The 22,077-nt window shown below is 52.2% G+C and carries 19 protein-coding genes and 2 pseudogenes; 13 read left to right on the top strand and 8 right to left on the bottom strand.

The genetic code is table 11. The annotated features are described in order from the left end of the window. Window positions 1-58 precede the first annotated feature (58 nt). Window positions 59-883 (top strand): HTH-type transcriptional regulator BhcR, encoded by an 825-nt coding sequence (gene bhcR, locus AC2T28_RS05880; RefSeq protein WP_486748046.1) that lies wholly within the window; start codon window positions 59-61, stop codon window positions 881-883. Window positions 884-993: 110 nt separating this feature from the next. Then, window positions 994-1,362 (top strand): hypothetical protein, encoded by a 369-nt coding sequence (locus AC2T28_RS05875; RefSeq protein WP_486748045.1) that lies wholly within the window; start codon window positions 994-996, stop codon window positions 1,360-1,362. Between the two features lie 9 nt (window positions 1,363-1,371). On the opposite strand, the gene AC2T28_RS05870 is transcribed toward AC2T28_RS05875, so the two are convergent. Further along, window positions 1,372-2,271 (bottom strand): LysR substrate-binding domain-containing protein, encoded by a 900-nt coding sequence (locus AC2T28_RS05870; protein ID WP_486748044.1) that lies wholly within the window; start codon window positions 2,269-2,271, stop codon window positions 1,372-1,374. A 249-nt stretch (window positions 2,272-2,520) separates the two neighbouring features. Here AC2T28_RS05870 and amaB point away from each other — a divergent pair, with 249 nt between their 5' ends. Beyond that, a complete protein-coding gene (amaB, locus tag AC2T28_RS05865; protein WP_486748043.1) occupies window positions 2,521-4,047 on the top strand; it encodes an L-piperidine-6-carboxylate dehydrogenase in 1,527 nt (508 codons plus the stop codon). Then, complete coding sequence (locus AC2T28_RS05860; RefSeq protein ID WP_486748042.1) at window positions 4,037-5,320, top strand: NAD(P)/FAD-dependent oxidoreductase; 1,284 nt, start codon at window positions 4,037-4,039, stop codon at window positions 5,318-5,320. Before amaB ends, AC2T28_RS05860 begins: the two co-directional genes overlap by 11 nt. A 112-nt stretch (window positions 5,321-5,432) precedes the next feature. On the opposite strand, the gene AC2T28_RS05855 is transcribed toward AC2T28_RS05860, so the two are convergent. Next, window positions 5,433-5,654 (bottom strand): hypothetical protein, encoded by a 222-nt coding sequence (locus AC2T28_RS05855; RefSeq protein ID WP_486748041.1) that lies wholly within the window; start codon window positions 5,652-5,654, stop codon window positions 5,433-5,435. Window positions 5,655-6,031: 377 nt separating this feature from the next. Here AC2T28_RS05855 and AC2T28_RS05850 point away from each other — a divergent pair, with 377 nt between their 5' ends. The 5 genes from AC2T28_RS05850 (at window position 6,032) to AC2T28_RS05830 (ending at window position 11,111) form a co-directional block, all read left to right on the top strand. After that, window positions 6,032-6,952 (top strand): substrate-binding domain-containing protein, encoded by a 921-nt coding sequence (locus AC2T28_RS05850; protein ID WP_486748040.1) that lies wholly within the window; start codon window positions 6,032-6,034, stop codon window positions 6,950-6,952. A 65-nt stretch (window positions 6,953-7,017) separates the two neighbouring features. Then, window positions 7,018-8,571 (top strand): sugar ABC transporter ATP-binding protein, encoded by a 1,554-nt coding sequence (locus tag AC2T28_RS05845; RefSeq protein ID WP_486748039.1) that lies wholly within the window; start codon window positions 7,018-7,020, stop codon window positions 8,569-8,571. Then, the gene (locus AC2T28_RS05840; RefSeq protein ID WP_486748038.1) at window positions 8,568-9,566 is read left to right on the top strand and encodes an ABC transporter permease; all 999 of its coding nucleotides are present in this window, start codon (window positions 8,568-8,570) and stop codon (window positions 9,564-9,566) included. The genes AC2T28_RS05845 and AC2T28_RS05840 overlap by 4 nt, the downstream gene beginning before the upstream one ends. Continuing rightward, window positions 9,563-9,973, top strand: coding sequence for a D-ribose pyranase (gene rbsD, locus AC2T28_RS05835; protein ID WP_486748037.1), 411 nt, complete (start codon window positions 9,563-9,565; stop codon window positions 9,971-9,973). The genes AC2T28_RS05840 and rbsD overlap by 4 nt, the downstream gene beginning before the upstream one ends. Window positions 9,974-10,115: 142 nt before the next feature. After that, window positions 10,116-11,111, top strand: coding sequence for a LacI family DNA-binding transcriptional regulator (locus AC2T28_RS05830; RefSeq protein ID WP_486748036.1), 996 nt, complete (start codon window positions 10,116-10,118; stop codon window positions 11,109-11,111). A gap of 110 nt (window positions 11,112-11,221) precedes the next feature. On the opposite strand, the gene gndA is transcribed toward AC2T28_RS05830, so the two are convergent. The 5 genes from gndA to AC2T28_RS05805 form a co-directional block, all read right to left on the bottom strand. Beyond that, window positions 11,222-12,643, bottom strand: coding sequence for an NADP-dependent phosphogluconate dehydrogenase (gndA, locus tag AC2T28_RS05825; protein ID WP_486748035.1), 1,422 nt, complete (start codon window positions 12,641-12,643; stop codon window positions 11,222-11,224). 122 nt (window positions 12,644-12,765) lie between these two features. Continuing rightward, window positions 12,766-14,094 carry a TRAP transporter large permease gene (locus AC2T28_RS05820; RefSeq protein WP_486748034.1) on the bottom strand — a complete coding sequence of 443 codons (1,329 nt, stop codon included), beginning with the start codon at window positions 14,092-14,094 and terminating at the stop codon, window positions 12,766-12,768. Further along, on the bottom strand, window positions 14,091-14,633 hold the full coding sequence (locus AC2T28_RS05815) for a TRAP transporter small permease subunit (RefSeq protein ID WP_486748033.1): 543 nt from the start codon (window positions 14,631-14,633) through the stop codon (window positions 14,091-14,093). The genes AC2T28_RS05820 and AC2T28_RS05815 overlap by 4 nt, the downstream gene beginning before the upstream one ends. A gap of 70 nt (window positions 14,634-14,703) precedes the next feature. Then, window positions 14,704-15,723 carry a TRAP transporter substrate-binding protein gene (locus AC2T28_RS05810; protein WP_486748032.1) on the bottom strand — a complete coding sequence of 340 codons (1,020 nt, stop codon included), beginning with the start codon at window positions 15,721-15,723 and terminating at the stop codon, window positions 14,704-14,706. 34 nt (window positions 15,724-15,757) lie between these two features. After that, window positions 15,758-16,294 carry a gluconokinase gene (locus AC2T28_RS05805; RefSeq protein ID WP_486748031.1) on the bottom strand — a complete coding sequence of 179 codons (537 nt, stop codon included), beginning with the start codon at window positions 16,292-16,294 and terminating at the stop codon, window positions 15,758-15,760. A gap of 102 nt (window positions 16,295-16,396) precedes the next feature. Between AC2T28_RS05805 and AC2T28_RS05800 the strand changes: the two genes are divergently transcribed. Continuing rightward, window positions 16,397-17,431: a LacI family DNA-binding transcriptional regulator gene (locus AC2T28_RS05800; RefSeq protein ID WP_486748030.1), complete on the top strand. Its 1,035-nt coding sequence runs from the start codon at window positions 16,397-16,399 to the stop codon at window positions 17,429-17,431. Window positions 17,432-17,722: 291 nt separating this feature from the next. After that, a complete protein-coding gene (locus AC2T28_RS05795) occupies window positions 17,723-18,022 on the top strand; it encodes a hypothetical protein (RefSeq protein ID WP_486748029.1) in 300 nt (99 codons plus the stop codon). Between the two features lie 529 nt (window positions 18,023-18,551). Here AC2T28_RS05795 and AC2T28_RS05790 read toward each other — a convergent pair. Continuing rightward, window positions 18,552-18,986: a hypothetical protein gene (locus AC2T28_RS05790; RefSeq protein WP_486748028.1), complete on the bottom strand. Its 435-nt coding sequence runs from the start codon at window positions 18,984-18,986 to the stop codon at window positions 18,552-18,554. Between the two features lie 14 nt (window positions 18,987-19,000). On the opposite strand from AC2T28_RS05790, the pseudogene AC2T28_RS05785 reads away from it, so the two are divergent. Together AC2T28_RS05785 and AC2T28_RS05780 are read left to right on the top strand one after the other, a co-directional pair. Beyond that, window positions 19,001-19,108: pseudogene (locus AC2T28_RS05785) on the top strand (GntR family transcriptional regulator); the annotation flags it as partial. Between the two features lie 506 nt (window positions 19,109-19,614). Then, window positions 19,615-21,403: pseudogene (locus AC2T28_RS05780) on the top strand (SLC13 family permease). The last annotated feature ends 674 nt before the right edge of the window (window positions 21,404-22,077 follow it).

Raw genomic sequence — 22,077 nt, 5'->3', positions numbered from 1 at the left:
CAAAATAGATTTTCATTTACAAATTATCTGAGCGCATTTGAACGACGAGGCCGCTGATATGTCCACTTCCCCCCGCCGCAAGGGACGCCCCAAAGGGTTTTACACGAAAACCGAAACCGCTCCGGTTCAATCCCTAGATCGTGCGATGGTAGTCCTAGAGACATTGGCAAATAGCAACGGCCTTACTCTGACCGAAATTGCTGAACAGCTGGATCAGTCCCCTGCAACGATCTATCGCGTGCTCAACACACTGGATGCGCGTGGAATTGTTGAAACTGATCTACAAACCCAAGCTTGGCATATTGGTCCCATGGCCTTCCGCCTTGGATCAGCTTTCCTGCGCCGCAGCAGCGTGGTTGACCGTAGCAGACCCATCATGCGGGAACTGATGGAGATCACAGGTGAAACCGCTAACCTTGGCATCGAAAAAGACGGACAAGTCATGTTTGTCAGCCAAGTGGAAACCCATGAGTCCATCCGCGCCTTCTTTCCGCCTGGCACCCTGTCACCCATGCATTCGTCTGGTATCGGCAAAGCGCTGCTCTGTCGTTACAGCCCTGAAAAATTTGATCGGTTTCTAAAACAGCAACACTTCCAGGCTTTCACCGAAAAAACGGTTTGCACCCCTGATGCTCTTCGAAAGGACATCGAGCAGATCCGCGCACGAGGCTACTCAGTTGACGACGAAGAGCGAAATCTGGGCATGCGCTGCGTGGCGGCACCTATTGTGAATTACTACAATGAACCAGTAGCAGGCATATCTGTTTCTGGGCCATCAAACAGACTGTCACAAGAGCGTATCTCTGAAATCGGAAGCATTGTTAAGGACGCCGCCGAACGTCTGTCGCGAGGATTAGGTGCCCCCGAAAAGGAAGACCAGTAGCCGAAGGGGTGTTCCTGCTATAGACTGAGACACGGGGTTTTCTATTTTCCCAACATGGGTGGCCCATTTTTGCTGTTTTCTGGTGCAGGTTTATTGAAGGGAAGTCGAAGATGTTATCGAACGGATTTTTTAGTACCGCCATTGCTCTGATCGCAATCGTCACGCCGTTACACGCAGCTTCGTTAGATGGAATGTACACCGACGGAACCGACCCAGACGCAAGCCTCTCCTGCAATCCTGACTACCTGAGCGAACACGGCGGCACGCTGGCGATTAAAGATGGCGTTCTTTATGGGCTGGAGAGTGCCTGTGAGCTGATCAAACCCACTAATGTACGAGGAATGAATGCTGTTTTGTATGATGCCATGTGTTCAGGCGAAGGTGAGCAGTACTCCTACCGTGTTATGATTATGCCCCATGATTCCGGGGTCTACCTCATCAACGACGGCTATGTGTCTGAATGGCAAAACTGTCCGTGAAGCAGCATCTTATTCTCCATTAATGCAACGGTGCATCCAGTCGCAGAAGGTTGATACATCGGCGTTTTCCTGATTTCCGGGCGTGACCAAAAAATACTGGTTCTTCGTCACCAGTGTTTGATCACTTAGCCGCACCAGCTTGCCGCTTTGCAGTTCTTCCTCGATCAAATACGTCGGCAGCAATCCAACGCCCAATGACGCCACCGCCCCTGCAATGATCATCGAAAATTGATCAAAGTACTTACCGGACATGATAGGTGACTGGGAAAGCGCGGCAAGTTCAAAGAAGTCCTCCCAAGCCGTTGGGCGCGTGGACATGTGCAGCAATGGGGCCGAAGACAGCTTCTCAGTACAATCCACCTGATAACGTTCCTGAAACTCGGGAGATGAAACCGCAACCATCGTTTCCGAGCAAAGCGGATCCATATCGGTATTCGGCCAATCATCGCGGCCAAAATGGATTGCCAGATCAAAATGCTCGACATCCATATCAAACGGTTTTGGCCGCGTGGATAGATTGATCTCAATTTCCGGGTGCTTATCAGAAAATTGCGGCAGTCGCGGGATCAGCCAACGGCTTGCAAAGGCCGGCAAACAGGCCACACGCAAGGCAGCCCCTTTGGCCCCTCCTGCGATCGCCCGTAGCATTGTACGGCGAATGTTTTCCAGATCAATTGTCAGCTCTCGCGCCAGACTTTCCCCCGCCTGCGTCAACACCACTCGGCGCCCAACCCTGCGGAACAGTGGTGTACCAACTGTCAGCTCCAGCTCTTTGACCTGACGGCTGATCGCGCTCTGCGTCAAATGCAGCTCTTCGGCGGCCAGGGTAAAGCTACAATGCCGCGCCGCAGCCTCAAAGCTACGTAAAACGGAATGTGATGGAAGAATGCGTCGAGGCGTATTTTGCACAGGGACCTCAGTCGTCTGAGAAGTAGCGTTACTTGAGTAGAAAACCCAATACATCGCTTCAACATGATTTTTGCGAATGTGTTGATGAGTAACCATGGTTTGTCGCGAGCGTCAATATGAACGATCTTTTTACCAGCAACAGCGCTCTCAACATATGATAAAATACCCATGTGGTGCCCAGCCAGAGGTTCCTCTGACGAAATACCCAACGGCCTTTTTATCAATGTTCCCAAACAAAAAGGTGCAGTAATGACCGTACAAGACACAATCACCCCCAGCCATCAGGACATCATCTTGGCCTGCCAGCTAAGCACTGACGAAACAACGGGCGGCACTTTGACTGTGACCACTCCGGTCGACGGCAGCGAAATCGCCAAGGTCCACGTGCATTCCGTCGCTGGCGCCGATGCAATGATCGCCAAAGGCGTCGAAGCCTTCAAAGCCTGGCGTAAAGTCCCTGCCCCACGTCGTGGTGAGCTGGTTCGACTGCTTGGCGAAGAACTGCGTGCCGAAAAAGAAAACTTGGGCCGTTTGGTTACTCTGGAATGTGGCAAGATCTACCAAGAAGGTCTGGGCGAAGTTCAGGAAATGATCGATATCTGTGACTTCGCCGTTGGCCTGTCGCGTCAATTGTATGGTCTGACCATTGCGTCCGAACGCCCTGGCCACACAATGCGCGAAACATGGCACCCCAGCGGTATCTGCGGCATCATTACTGCCTTCAACTTCCCAGTCGCCCCATGGTGCTGGAATGCAGCGCTGGCACTGGTTTGTGGTGACCCTGTTATTGCCAAGCCATCCGAAAAAACACCACTGACCCAGTTGGCCGTTCAGAAAATCTGTGAACGCGCTATGGCCAAGTTTGGTGATGATGCTCCAGAAGGGCTGATCCAGTCATTGATCGGCGAGCGCGAAGTTGGTCAGGCTCTGACCGCCTCCAAAGATGTTGCTATCATTTCGGCAACCGGTTCTGTGCCGATGGGTAAGGCCGTAGCGGCCGACATGTCGAAACGTCTGGGCAAAACCATTCTGGAACTGGGCGGTAACAACGCCATGATCGTTGCACCTTCGGCAGATCTGGATATGGCCCTGCGTGCAATCGTATTCTCGGCCGTCGGCACCGCTGGTCAGCGCTGCACCTCGTTGCGCCGTTTGGTTGTACACGAATCCATCTATGACGAGCTGATGCCACGCCTTATCAAAGTCTATGGCGGTCTGAAAATCGGTAGCCCGCTGGAAGCCACAACTCTGGTTGGCCCACTGATCGACAGTGGTTCGATGACGCAGATGGACGCTGCTCTGGAACAGGCCAAGAAAGAAGGCGGAACCGTTCATGGTGGTGGCCAAGCCATGCAGGGTAACTTCCCTAACGCTGCCTATGTGTCCCCAGCCATTGTGGAAATGCCCGAACAGTCGGCTATCATGCATACCGAAACATTTGCACCAATTCTGTATGCAGTGAAGTATTCAACGCTGGATGAAGCTGTTGAAATGCAAAATGCCGTACCACAAGGCTTGTCCTCGTGCATTTTCTCAACCGATGTGCGCGAAACCGAAGAGTTCCTCTCGTCAGCGGGCTCAGACTGTGGCATTGCCAATGTGAACATCGGCCCATCGGGGGCTGAAATTGGTGGCGCATTCGGTGGTGAAAAAGAAACCGGTGGTGGTCGTGAAAGTGGATCGGACGCTTGGAAATCCTATATGCGTCGCCAGACCAGTACCGTGAACTACTCACGCGAATTGCCTTTGGCACAGGGGATCGTATTTGACATCTGATCGTCAAACAAACCTATGGTGGGCCAGCAGCCGCGAGCATTTCGATGCTCAACCGCTGGCCCAAGATACCACCGTCGATCTGGCTGTGATCGGCGGTGGCTTTACAGGCTGCTCAGCAGCTCTGGAAGCTGCGAGACTGGGCGCCTCAGTCTGTTTACTTGAACGCTGCGAAATCGGCCACGGAGGCTCGGGCCGGAATGTCGGCCTGGTCAACGCCGGACTGTGGCTGCCACCAGATACAGTCACCGAACAGATGGGCGCAGCAGAAGGCTTGAAGCTTCTCAAGATCCTCGGCGAAGCACCTGACACAGTTTTTTCCCTGATTGAACGGGAAAGCATTGACTGTGAAGCGACACGCAACGGGACACTTCACCTAGCTCACGCACCCTCGAGTTTGACAGATCTCCAAGATCGATATGAACAAGGCCTTCGTCTGGGTGCACCTCTTGAGCTGTTGGACCAAGAAGAAACCACCAGAAGAACCGGTTCTCAGTCGTTCTACGGCTCTCTTTTGGATCCACGTGCTGGAACCATACATCCACTGTCCTATTGCCGCGGCCTAGCCCGAGCAGCGCAAGCATCTGGGGCGCAAGTTTACCCAAATTCCGAAGCGACTGACATCGAATTTGAAAACGGTGTCTGGACCCTACAGGTCAATGGTCAGGTTGTTCGCGCTAAAGCTCTGATATTGGCCACAAATGCCTATCACCATGGTATTCAGAGCCCTTTCACCCCTACCTATTCAATGGTTAGCTACTCCCAGTTCGCGACCAAGCCCTTGTCTGCAAATGAACAGGCCGTGATTTTACAGGGCAGAGAAGGATGTTGGGATACTGCGCTGGTTATGTCGTCAATCCGAACGGATCAGTCAGGGCGTCTTATTGTTGGCGGCCTCGGCAATATCGACGGTTTGGGATCTGCAATCCATCACACTTGGGCGCAAAAGAAATTGAACAGTCTGTTCCCAAGCTTGGAAAACACAGAAATCGAATTTGCCTGGAGAGGTCAAATTGCGATGACCGGCGATCACATTCCCAAGATCGTTGAATTTGGGCCATCCGCTCTGGCAAGTTTTGGGTACTCCGGTCGCGGGATCGGCCCCGGAACCGTTTTTGGAACACAGGCTGCGCAGGCACTGCTGAGCGGTGATGTAAGTTTGCTGCCGGTCTCGCCGACCAATACCTACACTGAAAGTTTCACAGGGCTTAAGTCAGCTTACTACGAGTTTGGTGCCACCCTTACACATGCAATTGGCCCGCTGCAAAAGCTGTAAGGGTAAATCCATTAGTCTCGGGACAATCACCTAAGTGCTCAAGGCAATTGATCGGACGCCCTGAGCACTTACTAAGATATTCGACCCAACACTATCAGGTCTGACTGCGAAGTTAGACTTTTGGCGGAATAGGCTCTGCCAGCGTATCGTGACGCCAAGCCGCTAAGTCATTGTTGATCCAGTTTTTAACGTGCTCCAACCCGGGCGTATTGTTGCCTTCCAGATAACGCAGCAATTCACGCGTTCCGTGTTGAAAACCAGCACGGTAGCTTTCTTCAGGGTCAGTTTGCACTCCCTCGAATCCAACGGGTCTTTTAAATCTGCTCTGCGCCATATCTAACTCCTTAGTACTGCAGTGTTAAACAAGCGTACCTGCAAACAAACAATTCAACACCGCAACTCATGTTTCGCATTTAGCATAGGTGTCGAGCCATAAAGATTGCTTAACAGCAGCGAGTTGCCCCTCAAGATCGCCGCCTTCTCACTGATATTGCAATATATTTTACGAACCAAGACTATTTGCTAAACTTGATTCTCAAGTGTGTTATTCGGTCTCCAATCCACCCAATTTAAACCTTCAAAAGACCGGCCAGACATCATTTATGAAACGTTTCATATTGACAGAAAGCCGAATCTCCTCATGCTAGGATATAGGTTGATCACCGCGCCAGATTTCGTGGAGTCGACCCAACATTAACTAGGGAGGCTCTTATGAAGCTATTTAATATCGCTGCTGCGGCAGCGACCGGTATTCTTTTGTCAACTGGGATGGCTATCGCTGAAGACAAGCCCGTTGTGGGTCTTGTAATGAAATCGCTGGCCAACGAATTTTTTCAAAACATGATGGTTGGTGCAGAAGATCATGCAAAAATGCGTGGCGATTATGAACTGATTGCCGTCGGGATGCAGAACGAAACTGATTTTGAATCGCAAATCAATGCGGTTGAAAATTTTATCACTCAGGGCGTTGATGCCATCGTAATCGCCCCTGCTGACAGCCGAGCCATGGTTCGTCCTATCAAACGCGCAATGGAAGCGGGCATTGTTGTTGTAAACTTTGACGTGTCACTTGATGCTGCTGCCAAAGAACAGCAGGGTATCGAGCTGGCATTTGTAGGACCGGACAACCGTGGCGGGGCCAAGCTGGCAGGTGACGCATTGGGTGAAGCGCTTGGTAGCGGTGGCAAAGTGGTCATCATCGAAGGCAATCCAGGTGCAGACAACGCAAACGAGCGCCGTTTGGGATTTGAGGCCTCAGTTGAAGAGCACAAACTGGACCTGCTGGATAGCCGCACAGCCCATTGGGAAACCGAAGAAGCCAACCAGGTTTTCTCGGCAATGCTGACAGCAAATCCTGACATCCAGGGCGTAATGGCAGCCAATGACTCAATGGCTGTTGGTGTCGTCAAAGCGCTCGAAGCAGCCGGTCGTTCGGACATCATCGTTGTTGGTTTCGACAATATTCCAGCCGTTGGTCCAATGATTGCTGACGGTCGCATGCTGGCAACAGTGGATCAGTTTGGCACGCGCATGGCCGCAGACTCCATCGACCTTGCACTTGAGGTTGTTGCAGGTGGCCCGTCCCTAAAAGGCTGGGTTAAAACTGAAATTGAGCTGGTTAAAGGCAAATAACCATACCTGCGTCTGGCATTTAGGTGCCGGGCGCACTTAGAAATTTAAAAAACGGACCACTTGAAATGGCCCAAGCTATCCACGCATCATCCGCAACCGATCTACTGCTCGACGTACAAGATCTGCGTAAATCCTTTGGAGGCGTCCATGCATTAAGCGGCGTAAGCTTCTCTCTCAAAGCGGGTGAAGTTCATGCACTTGTTGGTGAAAACGGCGCTGGAAAATCCACATTGATCAAGGTGTTGACCGGGGTTCATCCCTACGACGCGGGGACAATTACTCTGGGTGGTGAACCGTTTGAACCCTCTGATCCCCACTTTGCCAAAGCGGCGGGCATTCAGGTTGTGCATCAGGAGTTCAACTTGCTAACCGATTTGAGTGTTGCGGAAAACATTTCGATCGAGTCCTTCCCAAAAACTCGGTTTGGCCTGCTTGATCGTACCGAAATGAAGCGTCGCGCACGTAAAGCTCTGGATGCGATTGGTCTGAATGATGTGGATGTGAACGCCCCTGTCAGCAGGCTGGGGATTGCGCACCGGCAATTGGTTGAAATTGCACGCGCGTTGCAAAGTGAAAGCAGGATTTTGATCCTGGATGAACCCACTGCCACCTTAACCGAGCGCGAAACCTCGCGCCTGTTTGATATTATCGCCAGCATCAAAGCCAAGGGTGTAACGGTAGTGTTTGTTTCGCACCATTTAGACGAAGTCTTTGCGACATGTGACCGAGTGACGGTTTTCCGTAATGGTCAAACAATCGCAACCGAGGAGGTTGCAGATACTTCTCCTGACGGAGTTGTTCGGCATATGGTTGGACGTACATTGGCAGCGCAAACCAAGGAGGCCAGCACCGCAATCGGCAATGATATTGCATTATCCGTAAAATGTTTGCACACCACTGCCAGCCCTCATCCGGATGGCGTTTCGTTCGAGTTGCGGCGGGGGGAAATACTGGGCATCGCGGGATTGGTAGGCGCAGGACGGACCGAAGTATTGCGTGCCATTTTTGGTGCTGATCCAATCCAATCCGGGCAAATCTTCCGGGACGGAAAACCGGTATCAGTTAATAACCCACGTGATGCGATTGCCGCCGGAATTGGTTTCGTAACCGAAGACCGCAAGGACGAAGGCTTGATCCTCGACATGAAGATCTCCGCCAATACCTCGTTGGTGAGTATCAGGGATGTTTCAACCAAGGGCCTGTTAAATTTTGCCAAAGAGCGCCTGATGGCCGTTCAAGGCGGGGCCCGGCTTAAGCTCAAGTACGGGAAGGTTTCACATCCTGCGTCCAGCTTGTCGGGGGGGAACCAGCAAAAGGTTGTTCTGGCCAAATGGCTTGCGTCACAACCGGATATTTTACTGTTGGATGAACCAACTCGCGGTGTCGACGTTGGGGCCAAAGCCGAGATCTATGCGATCCTAAAAGATCTGGCAGCACAGGGTATGTCGATGATTGTCGTGTCATCGGAGCTACCAGAGCTTATCACCCTTACAGACCGTCTTTTGGTCATGGCCGAGCATGAGATCCAGGGAACTCTGATGCCGGAAAATTACCACCAAGAGATCATATTGAAACTGGCATACGGCCAATCAGAGACGCCAAAAGGACAAAGACAGTGAGTTCCAGTGAAAACCAAAACCTGATGGCAGCGCCCAGCACATTTTCTATCAAGGCCATTGTGAACAACGCGGGGATCGGTCTAGCACTGCTCTTATTGATCCTGTTCTTTTCAGTGGCGTCCGAGCATTTTCTAGCGTCGAACAATATCACCAACATCCTGACCCAGATCACAATCAATCTGGTTCTTGCTGTCGGTATGACCTTTGTCATTCTGATCGGTGGGATCGACTTGTCTGTGGGATCTGTCATGGCGTTCGCCGCCGTAATAGCCGGCAAGGCCATTACCCTACCCGGACTAGGCACCACCGAACTCATCTTGCTCGCTATTCTTGCCGGGCTTACGGCAGGGCTGATTTGTGGTCTGATCAATGGCGTGATCAGTGCCTACTGGGCCCTGCCCTCCTTCATTATCACCCTCGGCATGCTAAACATCGCACGCGGTGCGGCGCTGCAGGTGTCGGGTGCACAAACCATCTACTCCTTCCCATTTGAATTCGAAGAATTTGGGTCAAAGATGATTTTTGGCGTGCCGTTTGTGTTTCTGTTGGCGCTTGCTCTGGTGGCAATCGCCTGGTTCGTACTGAACCGCACGGTCTTTGGGCGCCTGATCTACGCAATTGGCAATAACGAAGAAGCCGTGCGTCTCGCGGGACATCCGGTGTTTTGGTACAAGGTCGCAGCTTTCACAATCTGTGGGCTAACCGCAGGCATTGCGGCCATCATCTACATGGCGCGCCTTAGCATCGCGAGCCCGATTGGCGGAATTGGCTTTGAACTGAACGCTATCGCTGCTGTCATCATCGGAGGGACAAGCCTCGCGGGTGGTCGGGGTTCGGTGATTGGTACTTTGCTGGGCGCGTTCATAATCGGGGTCTTGGCAAACGGTCTTATTCTGATCGGCTTAAGTGATTTCATGCGCCAAATGATCACCGGTGTTGTGATTATCATCGCAGTTATTTTGGACCACTACCGTGCTAAATTATCTGCATCATGAAGCGAGGTGCACTTCTTAACCGTGATCTAAGTAAGCTCGTTGCTTCCCTCGGACATTTGGACGAAATCCTTGTCGCCGACGCAGGGTTGCCTGTCCCCAATGGGGTCCAGGTTATCGACCTGGCTGTTAGCCCTGGTACTCCTAACTTCTGGAGTGTCCTTCAAGCAATCCAATCCGAGTTGACTATTGAAGCAGCAATCCACGCTGATGAAGTTACAGACGAACTGCATAGAAGGATGGTTGAAATCACTAGCACATGGGAACGAGACACCAACAAAACCGTCCTCCTACACTCGATGCCACATGAAAAACTCAAAACGCGATCCGAAAATGCCAAGGCTATTATCAGGACCGGTGAATGCACTCCATTTTGCAACCTGGTCTTGATAAGCGGTGTTTCGTTTTAGGGAGAGAAAAATGTCCACATGCAATGAGGCACAATAGCTTTTAGAAGAACACCTTTTTCATTGCGCCCTTACAAAAGCAAGTTCGGTTGACATGTTCGCAATACTACGTTCTTTCCGTTTCAACTAATAAGGCTGGACCCCAATGACTACGGTAAAGGATGTAGCAAGTGAAGCCGGTGTTTCCGTTGGCACCGTTTCAAAGGTTCTTTCAAAAAACCCTACCGTAAAGCCAACTCTCCGGAAAAGAGTTCTGCAAGCTGTTGAAAAGTTAGGATATCAACCGAACTTAGCCGCCCGTGCGCTGCGGACCAACCAACTTAACATTCTGGGTTTGGTTGTACCGGACATCTCGAACCCGTTCTTTGCGCAACTGGCAAAACACATTGAAGCCGAGGCAGCTAAGCAGGCCCACGCTGTCATGTTGGCCAATAGCGATGATGACCCTGATGTTGAGGCGCGGCAAATACAAGCTCTGCTAGCACAAATGCCCAAAGGCCTTATCGTTGTCGGCTCAATCGACCAGTCCGTTGCCCCAATTCAAACAGACATCCCGATTGTGTCAGTCGATCGGAGGTACGCGAATTACAAACTCATTTCGGCAGACCACAGGTCCGGCTCCGCGCTGGTTGCTAAACATCTTTTTCAGCTAGGGCATCGCAGGATCGCCTATATTTCTGGCCCGCAGTCAACCGAAGTTGGGCGCCTTAGGAAGCAAGGGTTTTGTGAGCAGTTACAACACTTGGCCGGTGACGACGGTGACTTAGACCTTCGGATCCTAGAAGGCCACTTCGACTACACGTCGGACGAAGAGGTTGCCCGCGATCTGTTATCTGAAAAGGTTGGCCTACGCCCAACGGCAATTGCAGCTGCAAGTGACCAGCAGGCGATAGGTGTGCTTCGCGTCGCTCGCGATCTAGGGATCGAGGTGCCCTCAGAGCTTTCGATTTCTGGATTTGACGATATCACATTGGCCAACCTTGTGGTTCCCAGGCTGACAAGTGTGTCTCAGAGAACAGATGAAATCGCGCGACTTGCAGTGCAGCATTTGCTTTCCGACGGTCCACGATCTTCAGAAGATCAATTGGTCGAAATCAACTTATGCTCCAGAGGCTCGACCGATATTGTGTGCAAAAAATGAGTAGTCCTAGTTACTAGGGCGTCTCCCTATTTTCTTGGCACCGAAGGCACTCCCTGGGCATCTTCTGTCGTTGCCACCTGCCGCAGCACCTCCCCCTTTTTTTTGCATCATTAATCAGCCCAAGGGCCGTGGTGCCCAGCTCCACCATCAAGCCTTTCAAAACCATGCCGACCAAAAAAATCGCGCTGCCCCTGAATCAGATCAGCGCTACCACGCCCCTGTGTCATACCATCAAACCAAGACAAGGCAGCGGATAGTGCTGGCACCGGATGTCCAGCACTTGTAGCTGCGCCAACGACCGCACGTAGCGGCGGCACAGCCTCTTGCAACCGGGCCACCATGTTAGGCGTAAAACAAAGCACATCCTCGGGTGGACCAGTGCGAAAGGCCGCGGCAATATCGTTTAACAGAGCAGAGCGGATAATGCAGCCCGCACGCCAAATCTCGGCGCAGCGGGCCAGGTCCAGTGACCAGTCATAAGTCCGAGATGCCGCAGCCAGCAGATCAAATCCCTGACTGTGGCTAATAATCCGAGCCGCCAGCAACGCTTTTTCCAGTTGGTCAGCCTCCAGTTTAACGCTTTCTCGCAAAGGGGAAAAAATTGCCTCTCCGGTTTGGCGGACCGGTTTTGCGGCGGACCAAACGCGGGCGCTGACTGCAGCCTCGATGGTGGATACAGAAACGCCAAGCTGTAGCGCCTCTATCGCCGTCCAACGACCCGTCCCCTTCTGGCCCGCGCGATCAAGTATCATCTCAACCAGTGGCTTTCCGGTAGTGGCATCACTCGTATTCAAAACTTTACTGGTGATCTCAACCAGATAGCTTTGAAGTGGCCCCTTGTTCCACGTCCCGAACACATCACCAATGGCAGCCGGAACCATCCCTAAACCATCACGCATCACCCCATAGGTTTCTGCAATCAGCTGCATATCGGCGTACTCGATACCGTTGTGTACTGTCTTCACAAGATGCCCTGCCCCATCCGGGCCAACACGATCAACACATGGCACCCCTTCGTAATTCGCAGCGATCGCTTCAACCAATGGGCGCACGCCGTCCCATACCGATTGCGTACCGCCAACCATCATGGCCGGACCGGTGCGCGCGCCCTCCTCACCGCCAGACACCCCCATACCCAGATAGGCCAAACCCATTGCTTCCAGCTCTTGCGCACGGCGACGGGTGTCATGGAAGTTTGCGTTTCCTGCATCAATGATAACATCGCCCGGGTGCATATGTGGTCGCGCCTCGGCTATTGAATCTTCAACGGCACCGCCAGCGGGCACCAACAGGATAATCACCCGTGGTCCCGGCATGGTTTTGGTCATTCCAGCAAGGCTACGATGAGACGTAAAGGCCTCCCTCAGTCGACCAGCCTTGTGCAGGAACGTATCGGTGTCTTCGGCATGCAGCGAAGAGACATGCAAGTGAAATCCCTTGTCTGCGATATTCAGCGCCAGCGCGGATCCCATGATGCCTAAGCCATAAAGGCCAAAATGTACGGTGGTCATGAACAAAGACTCATCTTTCATCTGTGGATCGAATTCACAAAAGGTTTGAAACTCATACAAACACACCCCTGCCCTACGTGGGCAGAGCGCGGTCTTTCAAGGTATTCCCCGTTCGCCATATAAGTTTGTATAGCGGCGTATCATCAATAGATCGCTATCCCCGGAAACAAGATTAGCAAGAGCACTGCAAACATCTGGATCGCTATAAACGGCAGCAGTGAAAGGAAAATTTCACCTAACGATATATCCGCTGGTGCCACACTTTTTAGATAGAACGCGGCTGGTCCAAACGGAGGTGACAGGAAACTGACCTGCATGTTCATGGCAAAAAGAACCCCGAACCAAATCGGGTCAAACCCCAAGTTTACAACGATCGGCACAAAAATCGGCATGGTCAGCAACGCAATACCCACCCAGTCAAGGAACATGCCCAAGACAAACAGGATCAGCATCATGAACAGGATCACTACCATAGGGTTGTCAGAGATCCCGGTGATCAGGGCCTGTACAAACCGAATGCCGCCCATAAGGTTGAATACACCAACCAACGCCGAGGCACCAATGCCGATCCAAACGATCATCCCCACAGTTGCCAGGGTTTGACGCGCTGCGCCCATCACCAATGACAAGCTGAATTCACGCCGGATCATCGTTGAGAGAGTTACCCCCAACACGCCAATAGCCGATGCTTCGGTAACGCTAGCAATGCCGCCGTAGATCGAGCCCAGAACAAAGATCACGACCATTATTGGCAGGACCAGCCCCTTGAGCAGCCGCAGCTTTTCCGATCGTGGAATTTCACCGGGGTCAGGGATCGGCGCGATATCAGGATTGGCGTAAGCCCGGATCAAAATATAGGTTGCGTACATTGTCGCCAACATCAGCCCAGGGATAAAGGCGGCAGAGAAAAGGTCGCCAATCGACACGCTGGCGGTCAGCCCATATATGATCAACACGATCGACGGTGGGATCATTGTCCCCAACGCACCACCGGCACAGCAGACACCGATCGCTAGCTTGCGGTCATAGCCAAGGCGCAACATCTGCGGTAGTGCGATGACGCCCAACAGAACCACCTCACCACCGATAATCCCCGACATCGCAGCCAGAACCACGGCCACCAGTAAAGTCTGGATCGCCACACCACCACGCAAGCGACCACCAACCAGACGCATCGCGTCAAACAGGTCTCGGGCAATGCCTGACCTATCCAATATCGCAGCCATCAGTACAAACATCGGCACCGACACAAAGACAAATGAATTCACAAAGCTAAAGATACGGCTGACAATCAGCGGAATTGCTCCGGGGCCGAACCAGCCTAGCGCGAAAATCAAAGCCACCAGCAAAGTAACAAACGCCAGCGGCATACCGGTCAGCAACAGTAGCAGCAGTGAGCCAAACATCAGCAGTGTGGCAGTTTCGATCCCCAGTGCCTTGAGGTCTGGAATAAGGGTAAGGAGGTCAGTCATTTCCGTTTCGCATAATTAAAGGCCAGAATGGCAAATTGCAGGCAAAGCAGGATCAAAACACAAAGCAGGAACAGTTTGAGCAGGCCAGGTGTAGGTGGATCCCAAGCGGACCCCGACGTCTCCAGGCGAAAATCCCCAGCGGGTGTCCAGATCGCTCGCTTCACCACCAGCCATCCGGCCCATGAAAACAATGCCGAGGCCAACGCACAGGCAATCGAAATCATCACATTGAATACACGTCGCAGACGCGGCGAGAGCGCATCATAAATTAGTACAACGCGAATATGCTTGTCGGTCGCGGCGCCAAGTAGGCCGCCATAGACAAAAGTAACAGCCGTCAAGAAAATCACGGTTTCATGCGCCCATTTTGTTGGCGCGTTAAACCCATAACGCATGGCCACTTCATAGATAAGCGCCATCGCTGACAGCACGATGGCAATCGCAAACACGTCGCCGACTTTGGCGATCACGCGACCAAGCAAGCCCGCCTCTGGGATCGGCTGGTAGGTTTTTTCCTTTGGTATCTCGGTGTTTTGCATAATTTTCTTCCGACAAAGGTTCCGGTCCGCAGCTAATAGCAACGGACCGGTGTGACAGGGTTAATGCAGCTTATTCAGCCAGCAACCCCTGTTCGGTCAGGTAAGCTGTCAGCACTTCGTAGACGCGCTTTGCATTGTCCGACTTCTCGGCAACGGCCACCCACTGGGACTTGGCGATTGCGCGGAATTTTGCGCGCTCTTCGGCTGACCAGTTGTGCACAGTGATGTCCGGGTTCGCAATCGCAGCAGCCACAGACACCGCGTCGCGCATGGCCAGCTGGCTGGTCATGTCGCGGGCAAAATCACGAACTGAGATTTCCAGGATCGACTGAACGTCTGCAGGCATGCTGTCCCAAGTGCCCTTGTTGATCGACACTTCTACCAAAGGCATCGAGTGGAACCCTGGGTAGACAGGGTGGTTCGCCACGTCGTGCATACCCTGCTGATGGTTGGTTGAAAAAACAGTGTAATCGGCAGCATCGATCACGCCTTTGTCCAGTGACGTAAACACTTCAGAACCCGGCAAGTTTACCGGAGCGGCTCCTGCGGCCAAGAATACGTTCTGCACTAGACCTTCGGGGGCGCGCATCTTCAGGCCTTTCAGGTCCGCAACACCTGTCAGCGGCACCTTAGAAATAAACGCTTCCAGACCCGGAGTTGTCGCGCCGATAAATTGGAGCCCATAAGGGTTCAGCAGCTCATTCATCAACTCCTTGCCGCCACCGTACTCGATGAAGTTTAGCATCTCAGCTGGCGAGCCATATGCTCCCACCGGGTTGGCGATCAAACCAAACGCCGGGTCCTTGCCGGTGAAATACGAAGTGTCAGTTACGTGGCCGTCAATAATTCCAGTCGCCACAGCGTCCTGTGTTTCCGTGTGTTGAACAATCGAACCCACAGGAAGCATCTCAACAGTAACGCGGCCACCAGTCAGTGTTGCCACACGTTTCGCCCAGGCTTGCTGCAATTCAAAGTTGGGGTTGCCAGCCGGATCTGATGACTGAAAGCGCAGGGCATAGTCCTGGGCTAGCCCGACAGTGGCACTACACGCCAGCGCTGCGGCTGCGGTTAGGGTTTTAACTAGTTTCATACTCTTGGTTCCTCCCGAATTGAGTATTGGTTCGTTAAATGCTGGCGCGCGTTGCGGCTGAAATCTGCGCAACAATGGCCTTGGTGATGTCCTCACGACTATGGTTGATGTCGATGCTAATATGGTTCTCGTCTGGGCTTGGCCGCTCCAGATCTGCCAACTGACTTTCCAGCAATGACAACGGCATAAAGTGATCTTTTCGTTGCAGCATGCGTTGCTGGATCAGCTGTTTTGGTCCTGTCAGAAAGACAAACTGAGCGTCAGGCAAATGACTGCGGATCAAATCACGATAGGCCCGCTTCAATGCCGAACAGGCCACCACCGTCCGCAAACCCGGTTCTTCCAGCTGTCTAGTATGGATTTCCCGACAGATGCCCTCCAACCAAGGCCAGCGCATTTCGTCGGTCAACGGCTCTCCCCGCCGCATTGAAACGATATTGCTCTCCGGGTGGAAGTCATCGGCCTCCAGATATTGAATGGACAACGCCTCAGCCAGGTCACGAGCAACCGAGCTTTTACCCACGCCACACACCCCCATGATGAAAACTGGACCGCTGTTGTCGTCGCTCATTCTGGCTCCCCCTCTGCATGTCAGTGTAAATGATTGCGCAATCATTTTGCAATCCCCGTCAGAAGAAGTATATATTACCTTGTAATATTAGGGATGTAGGTCATGTCTAAACCAACTTTGGTTGATGTAGGACGGGAAGCTGGTGTTAGCGCGATCACCGTATCACGTGCCCTACGCTCGCCCGAAAAAGTGTCTGATTCTCTCCGCGCCAAGGTCGACAACGCCGTGCGCAAACTCGGCTATGTCCCCAATCAATCCGCCTCCTCTCTGGCGGCGAGCAAGACCAATTCTATTGTAGTCATGATCCCCTCGACCTCCAATAACGTGTTCAGTGATGTGTTGAGCGGTATCGATGAAGCATTAAAAGGCAGCGGATTCACTTTGCAGATCGGCTACACCGGCTATGACCCACTAGAAGAAGAGCGCTTGCTGCGTTCATTTCTAAATCCAGCTCCAGCCGGTGTCATCCTCGCCGGGATTGAACAAACCGATGCTACCAAAAAGATGCTCAAAGCAGTGGGCGGCGCCGTCGTTCAAATCATGGATGTCTGCAACGATCCAATCGATCGAATTATCGGATTTTCCCACGAACTGGCCGCACATACCGCAACCGAGCACCTCATTGAGGTTGGATATCAAAATATTGGCTTCATCGGTGCCCAGATGGACCCCCGCTCCCAACAACGCCTCACTGGTTTCAAGGCTGCATTGAAGGCCAAAAATATGCTTCGTCAGGACGCGATTTCCGTGACCAACCGCCCTTCTGATGTCGCTTTAGGATCTGTCATATTCTCGCAACTTGTTAGTAAATTTCCCGACTGTGATGCTGTTCTGTGCAACAACGACGACCTGGCCTTGGGTGTCCTGTTTGAGTGCCAGCGTCGAGGACTGTCAGTTCCTGACCAAATTGGAATATGTGGGTTCAACGACTTAGGTATAACCTCGCAATCAGTGCCAACAATTTCCACTGTCACGACCCCGCTTAAGGAAATTGGCAGACTGGCTGGGGAGATACTCACCAAAGACCGTCCTGCGTCATTTCAACCAGTCATAGACCTCGGTTTCTCTTTGGCGATACGGGACAGCACACAAAGACATCAATTCGACAATCCGCAAAATGACACTCGGCTTTCCTGATCTCGCAGATGATTTAGCGGCAAGATCATAGGAAACGAACCTTTCGGACTGCAGGAATACACATCTCTTCGCTTTTCCCGGAAAGCCTGTCTGGATTGATCCGCCAGCGATGCAGCGTCCGACACGCAGGGTGACTCGCCGCCACTCGCTGCATTTCGTACAAAGTTCAGCTATGCACAGATATGACCCTTCGAGGTCGGCCCCGACGGACGCTCTGTAAGAAGCTGAGCGACCCAGAGCTGTCATTCATGCTGCGCGCATTGAGTAATAGAGTTTAAGAATTGCGCACAATTGTGCCGTCAAAAATACAAAGTAGATTGGTTCTTTGGGTACTTGCATCGCCAAGTTGCTTGGGAGTTCGATGACAAGGCCAATATTGCATGGCGTGTGTTACAAGGCTTTGCCGACAAGGCTGAGCAGATTTTCAACGGCACGAATGCCAAATATGCCTATGTATTAGATCAACCATGGCAGTTGTGGATCTGCGAGAAATCTAAGTTCCGCTACAATATGTTAAGCTCGTGCGCGCTCGATGGTTCCGCAAGGAAATTGGGCGACAGAGAGACAAACAATGAAAGCGTTCACAGATAAGCAAAATATCCAAAAAGCCGAGCTGAAGAGGAGTCTTTACTTTGGTCGTTTCATGGCGCTATGCAATTTTGCCTTAGTCGTCACTGGGGCCATCCACTGGTATCGAGCGCACTCATAGCACCAAAGAAACAGGCGGCGCCGACGATCAACAATACCACCTGAACCGACCTACTCAACTCCGTCGCCCCTTAGTTGGACTTGGCTGTACGCAACGTCGCAGCAGTTTCGGTTTTAGGCATATTCAGTGCTTCAGGCCCTTTAGAACCGTGTAATGTTCCAAATACTGCCATCCAATACAAGAATAACACAAAGATACCCAAGATCGAAGTAATGCCCCAACGCATATATCTATAGACGGGTTCACCTGTTTTGACCCGGGACCATTCGTTTTTAGAAGCAATTGAGATAGCTCTAATAGCTTATCAACGTTCGTCTGATTTTCATCCAAGCTCCCTACGACAATTTCTTCGGGATCGCGAAATTGTCCGGAAACGAGATCACCCTCTATTTCAGCGGTTAACTCAATAATCTAAGGTACGTGCGGATCTTTTCGGTTCAACCTGGGTCTTACTAATGAAAGTTGCTCATGCAATTTTCGGAAAACTGCGTAGTCAAGTGCTGGCTCCATTGAATTGCGTTCAATGCCCCTTAGTCGACTTGATCCTTCGGAAATGTAAGATACAGCCTTCGCTAATTCTGATCGTAGTGCATCTATCCAATTTTGTCTGAACTGGGGTATTGTTTGTTCTTTACTAATTATCAGGCTGCGCAATGAAACCAGCCCGGCCAAAGTCGCCGCTAAAATTGCTACGAATGCAGTCCCAGAAATTTCCACTTTGATCTGGATTGTGCCGCCAACAACGTCGATGGTCGAGCCTGAAGTCCGGTGTACATCCCCCTTGGGCTCGTCGATCACCTGATCAACTACACCCAATTCGGCCAGATCCTTGGCGGTTAACCGCAAGGCCTGCGCCGACACATAATAACAAACTGATCATCGCCGCGCTGAAGGCCGGGGATGAACCGGGCCTGCGGTTGGCGGTGCGATCCGACATGACCCAAGGGTTGCGGATGCTGGCGGGGTAGAGGGCATTTGGGGGATGGTCGGTTTGCAGGCGAATTGATCTCGGGTTCATTTCAGGAAAACTGACCCGAACGGCCCATTGCGGTCGTTAGTACCAAGCACGTCTAACGGCAGCAATCAGCCTGTAGCGGTCCTCGGGTGGAATACCTACCAAGTCAAAAGCAGACTTTGGTATCAAACTGCGTGAACAGCATCGATGCAGGTAAAACTGTCTTCTGGTCAGATCGATCGAACGACCGCCGTCAGAAGAACAGTAGTTCTTGGCTCTAGGTAGCTAAGCTACAAATCGGCAACCTATGAGAAGTCCTCCTCTCCAACCATAAACCGGTATGTCCGGTTCCATCATGCTTTCTTTTCTAGCGCTGACATCGGTAAAATTGCGGTACGAGATTAGGCTAGATACTCACTTTGCCCCCCTTCCGGCAGCGAGGTATTTGTGGGATTTTTCGTGGAATGTTAGACTGTACTTCCAACGACTGGACAGTGCTCGCTGGAACCAGGAGGAAGAATGTTCGCTCTGACGCAAATCGGAACGTTAGATGCAGCGATTGCGCTCGCCATTCTCGCTATCATGTTTGCGTTGTTCGTATCCGAGCGATGGCCGACTGAAGTCGTCGCGCTTGGAGCCGCTGCCGCTATGCTGGCTACGGGTGTGCTGCCATATGAGGCCGCCTTGAACACGTTTTCTAACCCAGCTCCCTGGACAATCGGCGCTATGTTCATTGTTGCCAGTGCCTTGGTCCGCACTGGCGCACTTGATCGTTTCACCCGGACGGCCGAGGCCTGGGCAGAAACTTCTCCTACCCGCGCCGTTGTCGCGTTAATGGGATTCGCCGTTATCGCATCAGCGTTCGTTAACAACACGCCGGTCGTGTTGATCCTTATCCCGTCTTCGTTCAGCTTTCCCGCAAACTCGAGATTCCTGCCAGCAAAATGCTGATTCAGCTTTCTTATGTTTCCATTCTAGGCGGTACGCTGACCCTACTGGGCACATCAACCAATCTGCTGGTGGCTGGCGTAGCACAAACTCACGGGCTCCGCCCGTTTTCGATTTTCGAGGTTACGCCGCTGGCGGTTTTCTGGTGGTTTGGGGCATTCTATATTTGCGCTTTGTAGCCCCGAGACTACTGCCCGAGCGCACCAGCATGGCATCGCTTCTCTATGATCTGACGAAGAAAAAGTTCTTCACCGAAGTTGCAATACCTAACAACAGCAACCTCATCGGATTGCAAGTGACCGTGGTCGAACTGTTCCGGCGTGACGGTATTCGGGTGATCGATGTTTTGCGTGGTGATGCCTCCCTTCGGCGAAATCTGGAAACGGTTACTCTACAATCAGGAGACAGGGTCATCCTTCGCACCTTGATGGAGGACCTGCTGGAGATGCAGGAGGATCCCAATATACGCACCTTTGACAAGCTTACTGCACGCGGAACCTCCACTGTCGAAGTGCTGATCACCCCGAGCTCCTCAATGGTCGGCCGAGCTCTTGGTCAATTACGCCTGCGCCGCCACTATGGGGTCTATCTGTTAGCCGTGCATCGCCGAAATCAGGCTGTCTCTGGCCAACTCGACAAACTCGTTTAGCAAATCGGTGACACGTTGCTGCTAGAAGGTGCGCCTGATGAAATTGCGCGGATGTCTTCGGATGTCGGGGCGGTCAGCATTAACCAACCGACAGTGCGCGCCTATCGCCGGTCCCATGCTCCTCTCGCTTTGATTGCGCTTGCGAGCATCGTCTTGCTGGCCGCTCTTGGCAAGGCTCAGATCCTGCTGCTTGCAATTCTGGCTGCTGCTTTCGTGCTCTTCACGCGTTGCGCCGAGGCGGAAGAAGCATTCTCCTTTGTGGACGGGCGCCTTTTAGTTCTCATTTTCTCAATGCTAGCAGTAGGAACAGGGCTGGAAACCGCCGGCGCTGTAACTCTGGTCGTCGAGGCAGTGGCACCCTACTTGCAGTCGATGCCGCCGTTCCTGATCATCTGGTCGCTGTATCTTCTGACTTCAATCCTGACCGAGATGATATCAAACAACGCGGTGGCTGTAGTCATCACTCCGATCGCGATCAGCCTTGGTGCAACACTTGGCATCGATCCACGGCCACTAGTCATCGTTGTGATGATCGCAGCGTCGGCCAGTTTCGCCACACCGATCGGATACCAGACCAATATGATGGTCTATGGACCAGGCGGATACCGGTTCACTGAATTCCTATGTGTAGGCATTCCGTTAAACCTTACTGTGGGGCTTCTGGCCTCAATCATAATTCCGATCATCTGGCCGCTGCAGACAGCCTACTGAAACCGACGTACTACCCGCGTATACAAAAATGTTCTAATTCGGCATTTGGCTTGAAGCCGTTGAAAAATCTCGTGACGTTAAACGCAGCAACGAACACAGCAATCCTGCAGGCGCAAAGCCGACAGCCAGCCAAGGGCGGCGTGTAGTACATTGAACTATTGGCATGTTTATTGGTTGCGGGTGGGCGCAACCAGCGTTGTCGAACACAGCTGAGATGCTGGGTAATAACGTGAAACTCATAATTCATGTATGTCGCGCAGCTGATCGTAGAAATTGCGTCTCACGGCAATTCACGGCTCAACGAGGACTTGGCCTTACAACACTAAGGGCGGATTGCTGACATCGGTTACGATCTGAACAAACAGCAGCAATGCGCAGGAAGCCACTTTAGCAAAGTCGACGCCTCATATATCATGAGGGGTCAGGAACGATCCCACACCGGCCGTCATCCGACCTTGGAGTTACCGCTCAGCAGCATGAAGAACTGCCGTTCAGCCCGGATCCGGCGAAGCGCCTCTGGTGTGCAGTGCGGACAAAGTAAGCAATGGTGATCAATTGACCAGATGTTCACCGCAACTCAAAGAGACAAGGCAAAAATGACCGTGTTCGCTGAAACAAACACGGTCCAACTGTGTTTATCCTCGGCCGCGATATGTCGGGACGCCTTGATCGGG

The sequence above is a fragment of the Parasedimentitalea nitratireducens genome, from assembly GCF_057444295.1.
This window is presented reverse-complemented; position numbering and strand designations above follow the sequence as displayed.